This is a genomic window from Myroides oncorhynchi (assembly GCF_020905415.1).
In the GTDB taxonomy this organism is placed as follows: domain Bacteria; phylum Bacteroidota; class Bacteroidia; order Flavobacteriales; family Flavobacteriaceae; genus Flavobacterium; species Flavobacterium oncorhynchi_A.
The window spans coordinates 103,362-116,735 of the sequence record NZ_JAJJMP010000001.1; the positions used below are offsets into that span (position 1 = coordinate 103,362).

Here is a 13,374-nt window from a genome sequence, read left to right on the forward strand (position 1 = left end):
TTATTGTGTTATATTTTTTTTAATTTGAATGAAAGCTTGATAAATTTGATCAAAGCTTATCGTTTTGTTGGTTTCTATGATTTGATTGAATAATCGGCTTTCGACACCTAGTTTGATTTCTTGATCGATTACATTAGACAAAAATTCTTGCGTTGCAGAATTTTCTTTAATCATATTGTTTAGATCAATTCCCATTAAGGTTCCTGCAGCTACAATAGTATCAAAAGGATCGATTGTATATATATCATCATAAAATTCATCAATTGCTCTTTGCTGATTAATGGATAGGTAATTGGTTAGAATAAATCCTATATCATCTGCATCTTTTGAGCTGGTAATGTTTCGGTCACTCCAAGCGACTGATTTTAATAAAAAAATAGAAGCAAGATTAACAATGCTTACTTCAATCTGATTATCTATACTGACATTAACGAGATGCTTTTCTGCCTCTTTAAATCCTAGAACATTCATTGCTGTTTCCTCATCTGGGGGCCAATAGATTTTATCGTCTTGTTGCATTATTTCTCCATAGGGAACTAAATCAATTTCGTAACTATCAAGGTAAATGAATCGTTGTTTTTGATGTGTATCTTTTTTAAAGTTTGGTAATTGAACTAAGTCGTTTTCAATTTCGGCATATTTATCCCAATCTTCTATTGCAATAGCAATATCCAAATCACGTGTAGCTCTACCAGATTGTTCATTATGTAATTCCAAAATAATATCTCGAGCTGTAGCACCGATGATATAAAACTTAATTTCTTTTTTTTGGAAAAAAGGAATTAAATATTCAAGTATAGGTTTTATTAGAGGATGGTTTATTCTCTTACTTTCAATTTTATAATCCATTTTCTAAAATAATTTGCGCAGTTTCGCGGTTACGATCATTATTAGTTCCTATTAAATCTGCATAAATTATTAGATTTGAAGCTAATGTCTGATTATAAGATTCGTTATTGTCAATCCAAAATTTATTGTAAATTTTTAAATTTCCATTATTGTCAGGAATTAATTTAAATTGTTTAGCTATATCAATTAAATCTTCTGAATAATAAATTTCATAATCTTTTGGAATTAAGTAATTCGTCAGTTTTGAGGCAGCTAATTCTCCGCCAATTTGGTAAGATAAAACATCATTGTTATTAGATAATTCAAAACCATCTTTAATTAGGTATGATTTACGAAATAATTTTGGTTTTAATACTTCATTATAGGCTGCTACCCACTTTTGAAGTAGTACTTCTCTGTTTTTTAAATGACGGCCTTTAGATGATTTAATAATGAAGTTTTCTTCTTGTAATTCTTTCATTATATTACTTACAGAGCCTAATGCAATAGCCGCATTAGCTGATAATTCTCTTAAAGAATAATTAATAGCATCTTTATTACTTAATAATACATAAAGAAGTTTAATTCCAGCATCTTGAAATATTTTAGAGCCTGAACTATTCGTTTCATTTTTACTCTTCTTTCTACCATCAATATATATCCTTAATTTTTTAGTATATATATAGGCATTACCTGAGGTATCTAAATAATTTACGTTATTATTTTTAAATACTTCTTTTGATTCGTTTGCTATATAATCTGCAATTACTATGTAATTTTTTTCTTTCTTAAAAGATTGATGATTTACTATTTCATTTACAATAAGATTTGCATGAATTAATCTTGCATCTTTTTTTGCAAACATATAAAATTGCTCTCCCTCAATATCTACTATACCATCATATTCACCTCTATTACTATAGATTTCTATAACTAATTTAGATGTTTCTTGTAATGCTGTGATGGCATCGTAGATGTAATCATTATCTCTATACATGTGTTCAATATTTATAACCGTTCAATGACAATGAACATTCAAATATAATGAACACTTTAACATTCGCAAAATAAAAGTAACCAAAATTCAGCAAAAACATTTTTTTGTTTTTTGAGTATTAGATAAAAAGTTTCAAACGAAGATAATAACGCAAAAGAAGAACTTAACTGAAAATCTTTCCTTAACCATTTTATAAAGCGTTTAATCCAGTGTGCATAAGGACTCTTGAATTGAATTGTATTGGTATGTCTATCCCATAAAAGTGAAGAAAAGCCTTAACCCTGCACTTCAGCCTAACCAAGTCTTTCACCAACATGTCACGTGTTCTGACAAGAGAACGATCTTCTAAAGTTTGTATTTTCAGAACGTGGATAGGTTGAAGCTGTCCTGCCCTTAGGGCCCTTGCAATTTTTCGACTGTCCACAGGATCATTCTTTTGGAACATCTCTTTTTGTGTAGTGGGAATGTCCGATGCATTAATCACGATATTGTTTATTCCTAAATCAAGCAATTCGTAATGGGATCTAAATCCACTGAATCCCGCTTCATATGCAGAATGATATTCACAATCAGGAAAATTTTTAATTAGATAGTCTGCTAAAACAGAAGCTACAGCAGGCTGGGTAAAAGTCTTATGAACAATATTTTCTATCAAGATTGTCACTGTCCAACTTATTAGATGTACATCTATTCCAACAAAAAGTTTTTGTTTACTTTCAATAGTTTTAGCTATTTTGTACTTCATAAGTTGCTGTTTGCCTGGTAGTTAATATTTTATTTCAAATTTATAAAACCATATAATTACTTACGTCTTTTATCATCAACATTTGACAAACATAGCGACTTCGGAGTAGTTTTCCAGCCCTCTGCAAGAGCAAGTCGTTTTGAAAGCTCGAATCTTAATTTCGAGTGCCTCAAAACATAACTTGCTGTTACTTTTGCAGTAACTTATTTAGAATATGTTTTTTGTAATGTAAAAGCTAGTCATAAGCATATTAGTTAACGCCAAATACACCACCTAAATACCTTTTTATCTATTGTTTATTTGTATCTCTAGTTATTTGTCAAAACAATCAATGCTTTGGCTAGGTAAACGCAAAATCGTAGCTACAATCTTCATACCAACTATCCGTACTCATCCCATCCGGCCCAACAAACCGAATCGGATTATTAAACATATAGTTATAAGAACTGTGACTATTCGCCATTGACATATTTTATTGAATACTAACAAAGTAAAACCACTATAAAATTCTAATTCATAGTGGTTAATTCAAATAAAACCTATCTATCTATTACTTTTTAAAAATCTTTTAACAATACTATATATTAAACAAAAAAACAAACTCCATACAAAAGCATTAAAATAAATGACTTTATTATTTATATTACCTTTAAAATCTGTTAATGTTATTGGATTATCTTGCAAAAAAATTACTAGTTGCATTAATAAAGAGTGTTTTTCTCCAAAACTAACCATAAAAGGCGTAGACCAAAATAGAACTAATATCAACAATAGATAAATAATTAAAAACACTATTAGTATTTCTAAAAAACAATATTTATTTAACTCCTTCATTAACTAATTTTTTAGCAAGTTTATCAATATTTTTATCCTCTTCATCACCTGGTCTAGCCAAATTAAAGTGTGGCCCTTTATCAGAACTATTTTGTTTTCCTCCTTCAATAAACTCTTCTAATGATTGAGGGTTACTTAGTTTATCATTAACTATATCTTCTCTAATTACTTTACCAATATTTTCATTATCAAGTAATGCATTATATAATTCTGACTTATCTGAAATAGGGCTCCCTATTAAAACCAAGTTATCAACCTTAATTCCTTCATCAGCAAGACGTAAAGCAACATGTGCTTGTAAAACACTACCATAACTATAGCCTGCTAAATTTAACTGTTCACCTTCCTTTAAAGGTTTTTCTTTAAGAGTTTTCTTAATACCATCTACAGCTTTTTCGATTTGTTTATGATCTCTTCTCTTTATTTTTCCATTTATTCCCTTTCCTACATTAGAATAACTTCTATACGAAGAAGTAAAGGCTATATCTTTTGTTTTTCCTCCAGAAGCATTAACTCTATAAAAATCACGAATTCTATTTCTATTAAAAATATTAGCAAACCTATTAACATAATTCCACCCATCTGAATCATTATTTGCTCCTGCTACAAAGTATATTCTTTTTCCATCTGGATCAACAGCTATTAAAGGTCTATTCCCCACATAGGCATAAGGAGTAAAACTCATATACTTCTCCGCCAACGGATCCACACTTAGCCATATCTACTCAATTTTCCGCTCGCACGTCATTCAATCTTACAGGTAACTTATACTCTTCCTTTTATCAAATATACTTTTTTTCTCTCATCTTTCTTTTTCAATTGAAATAAAAATAGTTCCATTAAAAATCTTTTACATAAAATAGTGTTATAGCTCCTGCGGTAGCTATAACACTATTTTATGTAAAATTAGAAGTATTTTTAGACTACCTCACAGTGAAAGAAGAAGTTCTAATTGATAAAGACACCAGCATTTGCATTCTGTAAGTATCTGAATTTGAAGAAACAGATCGCAATCACATCTTCTCCGTCATTGATGCCTTTATAGCAAAAAGAAAAATTCACTCTATTTTATAAAACATAAATCCCAACCTAACGGCTGGGATTTTTACTTTTATTTTATGTAAAGGTAACTAAGAAAACTCCGTATTTAACTTTTAATATTACTCATTTCAGTACCAAATCATAATCCCTAGGAGAACTTTCATTTGTAACCAATCGCCAACCTTCTTTTAATTTTAATTCAGCCATTGGTCCTACATAAAATGTATCTACTTTTTTAAAATATCTTTTAATTTTAGATGAAAACAATTTAAATAACTTTTCAGAATCATTATCATTTGAAATAGTCGAAATTCTCCCTGCAACAATAACATTTTCTTTATTTAAATAAATACCTCCTACTTTTAGCTCAATCGATTTAGGATTATTCATTTGATCAATTGCAAACTTCGTCGTACCTTCTCTTTGCACAACCTCTCTAAAGTTTAAATTTTCTTCTTCTGTTAAAATTAAATACCTATCTATTTTATTCCAATCACCAAATGAAACAAAACCTAAATTAGGTATCTCCAAAATAGTATTAGTAACAAATACTTTTGATTGATCATGTAATCCAGCTAAATAATACGAAATATTTATTGAATGTTCTATTTCCTGAAATAATGGTTTAATATCCTCCAAAATTGCAAAAAACATTATTTGTTTACTTTTCATTTTATTGTTTAGGTATTAAGATTAAATGTTCTCCTTTTCCAATTTGAGTTCTAATTCTCGCGGCATTTCTTAGTTCTCTAGTAGTTGGTGTAATACCATCTTTGAGAACATCAACAGTGTTTATTCTCAAAGTTGGATAACTTGGATGAGTAGCTGTTATATCAAGATATGAACCACCTTTTCTTCCACCTCCCAACGGTCTCAAATATTCCTCTGCTGTTCTACCACCACCACCTGTTATAGTATAACCTCTACTTTCCAGGTGTGAAGATATCTCATTTATTTGATTCCTTGTTGCCATATTTCCTAATCTACCACTCATTTTTGTAGTAGTAGTTTCTACTTTTCCTACTTCTAAAGATCTACCAAATAAATTTCTTCCAATCTCCAAATTTCCTGGATTAGTAGCCTTCTCCATCATCAGTGAATATCCTGAATATCCTCTCCAATCTGTACTTCCATCAGAATTTGCAGATAATTTTTGCGCATCAGCATCTATTTGAACAGCTTGGCTTCCTCCTGTAAAATCAGCTAAAAAATTCCAGAAACTATTTGATTCTTTCTTTTGCGCTATAATATTTATTTCAGGAATAAAATTATTTTCTCCTCCTGAGTTATCATTCCATATCCCATTGTTATAAGTCCAACTACCATCACTATCTGTATGAACATCTCCATTTTGAAAATTACCTTTTTCAGGTGGGATAGCACTCATCCCCGTAGGATCAATCAAATTAATCGGATTATTGTGTACATAATGGTATGGTGTCCAAGAGGGATACTTCTCCGCCAATGGATCCACATTCATCCATCTGCCAATAGCTGCATCATAGTTACGAGCACCATAATCGTAATAGTTAAGCCCTAATTCCTCCTGTTTCTCTTTGCCATTGTATTGATACTTATAATCTTTCATTAAAGCATCATTCTTCTGATTATAGCCCTTATGTGCTAACCCAAAAGGGTAATAGTTTGTTTCTTCTATAACCTCATTTGCTTCAATTATGTTGTTTTTACTCTTATCACTATAAGACAGTCTTACATTGCCTAGATGATCTTTAAATTGATATACATAAGAATTTGTTTCAGCATTAAAAAAGCCTTCTGCTGTAGGTAAGAAACTAAGCTTACCCTTTACATACTGAAACCCTCCTAGATAATCCGTTAGCGTAACTACGCCTTTCTCTGTGACTTTCTTCTGTATCTTCTCTCCACTAGCTGTATAAAGATACTCTATTTTATCAGTTCCGAAGTTAATCTCTACAGGTAAATTTAAGTGATTATGCTTAATCTTAGTTATTTTTTTGTGTTTATCACTAGTGAGATTACCAAACTCATCATAGATGTAATCAGCACCTGCAGTATTTACTTGTTTAAAACCTTCTTGATTTCCTGTGGCATCTCTTACAGTAGATAACCTATTACTTCCTGATTCATAACCATAAGTAAGCTTATCAATTACTGTTGTTACTCCCCCTACAGAAGCTCCATTTCTATCAAGTTTTAAAATATTTCCATTTTTGTCATAGGCTAGTTTTTCATCATATAGATTAGCTGTTGAAGCTGAATTTAAATCAGGAGATTTAAAAGAACCTAATACTAATCTATTAGCTCCATCGTACACATAACCATAACTGCGCTTTTTATTATCTATACCACTAACCCAAATTTGTTCTGAGATATTACCGTTGTAAAGGGCATTTATACCACTAATACTTTGTTCAGGCTTATTGTAGTTTAATTTAAGGGCAAATAATGAGCGCTTGCCATTGTTTAATTGTCCTATGTTATTTGTATTGTTAATCTCTGTAAGCCATCCTCTGACATTATATTTATACTGTAATTCTTGTAAGAATGTATTAGTAGTTGTCGCACTACCTGAGCGCTTTCCACCAACGCGTTTTTTCTCTAAAGCCCCTAGTTCATCATATACGTTTTCAAAAAGCACAACTTCTGCTAAATTATTAACCTTATGAGTTTGATGTAACAATCTTTCTGCGTGATCATAAACAAAGTTTTCTTCAACAATACTTTGCACTGCAACGTTATCTCTTTTGTGTTTAGTGGTTACTTTTAATGGAAGTCCTGTAAAAGTATACTTTGTATCTACTTGTGTATATCCTTGTAAATAATTCTTAGTATAACTTCTAAGAACACGACTGTTATAATCATACAACATAAAAGTAATATTTGCTTTATTCTCACTAGAAGTAGTTAATACTCTTGTCCAATTTCCTGTGAGTAATCCTTTTGCATTTTGTATAACTGTTTGACCTTCTATTGCTGTAAAGTTAGTTGCTGCTCCAGGATAGGTATAGTCGTCATAATAGTTAACACTTAGTACAGTAAGGTTATCTTTTGGAAAAACAGTATTAGTGTAAGTTACAGGTGCTCCTCCGATGTTTGTTGATAAGGCTCTTTTCTCAAAAGATATAGCATTAGCATTTACATTATCCTGAAAAGTCTTACGCGTAGTCTCACTAACTGTTAATCCACTGTAAAACCCACTGTAAATCACTCTAGAATGAGCATCGTACTTAGTTACCATCCATCCTTTAGCCTCAGTGCCAAAAGGATTATATACAGGTCCTATAGCTACTAGTCTATCTGATTTATCATAGACCATATATTCCCAAGTCTTACCTGGTAGCTTTTTAGCAACTAGTCGGTTTTTGGTATCGTATTTATATTGATAACCTAGCTTGTCTACATTAGCCAAGGTAACATCACCATTTAATAGTGGAGAAGTTACTATAGATAGATTTCCATATTGATCATAGATATAATAAGTATCTAATGTTTCTCCAGTACCTGTAATCACTCCAGAGCTTCTTAAAGGGTTATTAGGCAACTGCTCTACTTCTTTTGTGGTATTATCTATCTGGTTGTCTACATTTTTTTCTAGATTTTCTACGATCTTGTCAAAATTATCAATGACATCCTGTACTGACTTTCCTTTAAGTTCATCACCAATTATATTACTTGCACTAGGCATAGGGCTTGACATAGGTGCATTAGAAACTGTACTAAATAAAGTAGGCACCCCTTGAAGATTGTTATAGACTCTTTTTAATACTACTTTTCCTTCTTGATCTTTAAACTCTTGTGTCACATTACCATTTTCATCTGATACAGAAGTTACATAAAGTGAATTTACAGGATATGTTCCTTTCTCTACAATAGTTACATTATAAATTCCTGTAGCTGAAGCTAAAGTTGCTTTTGCCTGTCTATACTTAACCTCATTTGCTGTATTGAATCGATACGAAAAATCGATTGTATTGTTACCACTAATTTTCCAATCCTCTCCAGGAGAACCTGTCTTTAATACTCTTTTAAGAGGTGATTTTTCATACAATGTCTCACTATAAGGATTAGTAGTTTTTTGGTACTTATCCGTATTGTAATAATTAAGTGTACCAGTTTTAGCGTTAGCTACATACTCAGAACTTCCATTAGCAACTGGATAACTTAAAAAATCTTTGGTTTGACCTATATTTAAATCATATTCCGTGTACTTTACAACACTTTTTTTAGTTGGGCTAGCACCTACTGCCACTTCTTGTATAGGTCGTCCCAAACCATCGTAATACACTACCTGTGTTTTCTGAGCTAAAGTAGTACTTGCTTGTTTGACAGGCTGTGTATATTGAGTAGTCTTAATATAATTTTGAGACTTCGTTTGAGCTACTATTGCATGTAAACAACAAATACTAAATAGTAGTATATATAGATATGTTTTCATCTCTGCTTAGTTTTTTAGTTGTTCTTATAGTTGTACTCATATTCATTTAGAATATTACCGTCTTTATCTTTTATCGCCTTTAGACGATTAGCCCCATCATACTCATAAGTTATATATACACCTTTAGGGTCTGTGAGCTTAGTCACTCCCACAAGTGGTTTGTGTTCATAAGTGGTAATCAGTGCCTCTTTTAAACTAGCATTAGTTCTAAGATTATTGATCTGAGCTAGTTTACTCTCATCCATTGTATAAAGATTAGCTACAGATACGCCTAGTGCACTTGCTACCTGCTCTTTAGATGCATTCTCTATCTTTGCTATTAATAAATCACTATTGTATCCATAGAGATAAGTTTCTTTAACACCACCTGTCTCTAATTCAATTATATTTCCATTTCTACTATCTCTGTGAAGTATTTTTTGATTACTTTCTAATGCAGCAGTGCCTTTACTGATCTTTATCTCTTGTTTATCAATTATACTATTTCCCCAATTCTTATACGTGTTTTCAATAGTTTGTAATTTTTCTGAATTCTCAGAAAGCTCATATTTAATAACCTCTGCTTTTTTATTGTTTAGATACAAAAGATCTCCACTTGATGGATAGGTAAACTTCTCAATTCTATTTTTGTTTTTTAAAACTGTATTTATCTGAACTGGCGATTCTATAGCATTGCCATAGAGATATGTTTTTTTAGTCTCTATAAAATCATTTTCAAAATAGTTCCTTTCTGTTTCACTTGTTTTTCTAACCCAAGCGCTCTCTATTGGTAATAACTGATATGTAAAATAATTATTACTACCAGTAATATTATTTAGATTTGTTGAGAACTTCCCTTTTAAAAGAATATTATAACTCACACTACCAGTACCTATGCTATTGCTAGAAAGAGTAGTAAAGTTTTTATCATATTCATAAGTGTTTATCAAACTATACTTTAGCTTATTATCTAATCCATAAACACTTTTGTGAAGTAAAATTCCTTGTTTAAAATCATTTTTTATTGAGTAATTAAAGTCATAGTTGTAACTAGGATAAGTATCAATTAAAACTCCACTAACAGCATTACTTGCCCCTCCACTAAATTCATAATAGGTTCTACCAACTTCTTTTATAGTCTCATGTACATAAGGAAAATAAGGTTCCTCCACATAATTCATAGCACTAGAGGTTCGAACAATCGCTCTACATGTTCTAGAATTGGCAGAGGAAACAGCTCCCATTGTTTTCTCAGACACTCCATGCAATATTGGTAAATTATAAGCTATTTGAGCATGTTGACTTTGTATATCTTGCTTATAGTCATATGTTACCTCTTTTTCCACTACATTATTGTGATTATAACTTCTATAACCATATAAATATATTAATGGAGCTGTTTGATAACTTGTTATTGTATCAGGAACTTCCCTTTCGACACGAATTCTCCCTCGTACAAGGCAGTCTCCATCTTTTGTTAAATCTATATTTATTTTATCTCCTTTTGGGTATAAAGGACCTAGTGTTATATTTTTAGTACTTGAGAAATTATAGAGAACAGTAAGATAAGGATTCCTTGTAAATCCATCAGGAACATTAAAAGATACAGACCCATTAGACCCATGAGCAACAAACTGATCACCTCCTGAAAGATATGCATTATCACAACTATTTACTATATGAAAAAACAATCTATCTCCACTATTAGGTATATAACCTATTTCTCTTAAACTAAATGTTTCATTTTTAAATCCCTCAGTATTATCTCTTTTAAGTTCTACACTTTTTCCAAAAGAAATTGTCTTTGTTTTAACTGTCTTAACAATACTTGTTGGTTGACTATAAATAAATTCTGTGTATCCTTTGCTTGGATAGGTAATCTTTTTTAATAGATAAGCTTGTAATTCTGAATAATGTGCGTCGTCTCTATTTGATCCATTAAAATATTTATTATCAGTTTTTCCTGCAGAACCATTAAGACTAAAACTAAGACTAGGAAGTAAATCTTGATTCCATACTTTGCCATTATAGTTGCCCCAACGATCTAAGGCAAAAGAATCTCTAGGAGGTAACTTTACATCTTCATTGTATTCAAAATAATGTACTTCATTTTGGTTATTGGTCAAAGACAATAGTTTTAATCTGTACTTTTCAGATCTATTAGGACTATTGTCGTCACTTACAAAATATTCATAATTAAACATAAATTGATTAACCAATTGATTGTTATAACTTATTTCTATTTTCTTAAGCGCCTTTGCTGTTGTACCTACATCTTTTCGGTACATCGTATTATCTATAAGTAGTCCCTCTTGAGAGGAATATTTAAAACTTACTTTAGTATTGCCATATTTTATCTCTTTAATATTCAAATTAGGACTAGCTCCACTTATTTTAACTTTTTTATTAACAGGCCAAAGATTTCTATTACACCTTAAACTGTGATCTACCCCACCAAGTTCCCCTTTCATGGCAGATTGTTCTAAATCAAAATCATTATCAAAATCATATTGTATTTGATAGTGGTATAAGAAGGCTAAACCTGTGTCTTCATTGTAATAACTAAAATCTATCTCTTCACTATTGGATAGTTTTATCTTACTTAAAACATAGAAAACATTATAACTTGTAAAATCTTGAGGATAATAGTCACTAGTAATGCTATAAGAGTGTTTTGTGAAATAATAGATATTGGCCTTCATATCTTTAATTGTAATTGCTTAGTACCCGACAAAAATGTTAAATATCTGATTTACAACAAAATAGGCGAGACATATATTTGTAAAAAAGGCTGATATTCAGTATCTTAAAGGAAAAATTCTCACGTAATGCCTTTAGAAACGAACAACAGCCTAGATTACAAAAGTACAGAACTTTTAACGATATTAAAAGGAGGTTTTAAGGATAAACTCAATTTAGCTAGGATCAGTTTTATTTCCTTATTTATCGTGGCTCTATGCAAAGTAAAGTCAGTCAATTTTACAAATATATCTATAGCATTTGACAACTCAGTTAAAGCAGAAAGTAACTGTAGGCGTATTCAACGTTTTGTTTATGATGCTAAGTTAACATCTGAACTTGTAGCTAAGTTCATCTTTGCTATTCTTCCTAAACAAGATAAATATACCCTTGTTATAGATCGTACAAACTGGAAGTTTGGAAATCAAAACATCAACATACTGATGCTTGGTGTTTGTTACAAAAATGTTGCTTTCCCTTTAATATTTAAGATGTTAGATAAAAAAGGAAACTCAAATACCAATGAGAGAAAAGAACTCATTAATGATTTTATAGAATGGTTTGGAAAAGATTGTATAGAGTGCTTATTAGCTGACAGAGAGTTTATTGGAGAACGTTGGATAGAATATTTGAATAACGAAAGAATTAGGTATTATATACGTATTCGAAACAATTTTAAAGTTTATCTACCTCATAAGCAAGAAGATAAATATGCATATCATCTGTTTTACAATTTAAAAGTTGGAGAGTTTAGAGCTTATGAAAAAATTGTGTATCTACATGGACAACTATGTTATCTGTCAGCCACAAAGATAATGACAGATGGCAAAACTGATTATTGTATAATTGTAAGTTTTAATAAACCCGAAAATGCTTCTGAAAAATATAAAGAAAGATGGCAAATAGAAACATTATTTAGAGCAATGAAGTCAAGTGGTTTTAATATTGAAGACACGCATTTAAAGTGTATTAAAAAACTTGAACAGCTCATTATGCTAGTAATGCTTGCACTTGTTTGGTGCTATAAAATTGGAGATTATATCGATACATACATTAAACCTATATCCTTCAAAAAACATAGTAATAGAAGTATTAGTGTAGTAAAATTAGGCCTTGATTACTTGGCTAGACTATTTCATTCTAAAGTTAATCAACTAAATATCAATGTATTTTGTTTTTTGTCGTGTACTTAGTTGTAATTGTTTTCTTATCTGTAGAAAGCGAGATTTCCATATCAGTATATGGAACACCAAAAGACTTTCCTGTAGAATCAAAAACGAATTTGCCATTATGTCCTAAAAAATTATAGGAATAAACAGGTGTTTTTCCTTGTATAGCACCTCCATTAAGTACATCTAAATAACTATATAAGTCCTGAGCTGCACTATTTGTATTATGCACTTCTCCTGTGTCATAGGCTTTTAATTTAGTCTTCATATTTACACCAAGATCATACTCTAAAGAGTGATCTACTGTAATTACGCCATAAGCATTTAAAAGCCAACCAAGCCCAACATTTGAGGCTAATTCGTTTACTTTAATTCCCTTTGAAACATAATCTAGGCTGATGGGTAATTCTAACCCTGTTTTAGTGGAAATAGTATAAATTGGTAAAGATATATTAGGTGTAGCCCTAGTATAATTTAGTGAATAGTCTCCATATTCAACATACTTTCTTACCTCTGGAGGTAGGTTATCCAATCGGTTAAATTTAGTCTGTTGAATATTTCCTGCTTGCCCATAGAGACAAACCTGAATTAAAATAAAAAATAAGATTGATATTTCTCTTTTCAT

General features: G+C 30.8%; 9 protein-coding genes. 1 reads left to right on the plus strand and 8 read right to left on the minus strand.

Annotated features, from left to right (window positions below):
- The 7 genes from LNQ81_RS00330 to LNQ81_RS00360 all read right to left on the minus strand — a co-directional run bounded on the left by LNQ81_RS00330 (position 1) and on the right by LNQ81_RS00360 (position 11,543).
- Positions 1-849, minus strand: coding sequence for a nucleotidyl transferase AbiEii/AbiGii toxin family protein (locus LNQ81_RS00330; RefSeq protein WP_229944196.1), 849 nt, complete (start codon positions 847-849; stop codon positions 1-3).
- Entirely contained in the window at positions 839-1,825 is a 987-nt protein-coding gene (locus LNQ81_RS00335; protein ID WP_058699635.1) for a type IV toxin-antitoxin system AbiEi family antitoxin, read from the minus strand. Before LNQ81_RS00335 ends, LNQ81_RS00330 begins: the two co-directional genes overlap by 11 nt.
- 190 nt (positions 1,826-2,015) lie before the next feature.
- Positions 2,016-2,570 carry an IS110 family transposase gene (locus LNQ81_RS00340; protein ID WP_058699636.1) on the minus strand — a complete coding sequence of 185 codons (555 nt, stop codon included), beginning with the start codon at positions 2,568-2,570 and terminating at the stop codon, positions 2,016-2,018.
- Positions 2,571-3,387: 817 nt separating this feature from the next.
- Positions 3,388-4,113 (minus strand): thioesterase domain-containing protein, encoded by a 726-nt coding sequence (locus LNQ81_RS00345; protein WP_229944197.1) that lies wholly within the window; start codon positions 4,111-4,113, stop codon positions 3,388-3,390.
- Positions 4,114-4,568: 455 nt separating this feature from the next.
- Positions 4,569-5,117, minus strand: coding sequence for a hypothetical protein (locus LNQ81_RS00350; protein ID WP_229944198.1), 549 nt, complete (start codon positions 5,115-5,117; stop codon positions 4,569-4,571).
- A gap of 1 nt (position 5,118) precedes the next feature.
- Positions 5,119-8,862 (minus strand): DUF6443 domain-containing protein, encoded by a 3,744-nt coding sequence (locus tag LNQ81_RS00355; protein WP_229944199.1) that lies wholly within the window; start codon positions 8,860-8,862, stop codon positions 5,119-5,121.
- Between the two features lie 14 nt (positions 8,863-8,876).
- A complete protein-coding gene (locus tag LNQ81_RS00360; RefSeq protein WP_229944200.1) occupies positions 8,877-11,543 on the minus strand; it encodes an RHS repeat domain-containing protein in 2,667 nt (888 codons plus the stop codon).
- Positions 11,544-11,669: 126 nt separating this feature from the next.
- Here LNQ81_RS00360 and LNQ81_RS00365 point away from each other — a divergent pair, with 126 nt between their 5' ends.
- A complete protein-coding gene (locus LNQ81_RS00365; RefSeq protein WP_229944201.1) occupies positions 11,670-12,773 on the plus strand; it encodes an IS4 family transposase in 1,104 nt (367 codons plus the stop codon).
- Here LNQ81_RS00365 and LNQ81_RS00370 read toward each other — a convergent pair.
- The gene (locus tag LNQ81_RS00370) at positions 12,742-13,374 is read right to left on the minus strand and encodes a hypothetical protein (protein ID WP_229944202.1); all 633 of its coding nucleotides are present in this window, start codon (positions 13,372-13,374) and stop codon (positions 12,742-12,744) included. The two genes, LNQ81_RS00365 and LNQ81_RS00370, sit on opposite strands and share 32 nt — an antisense overlap.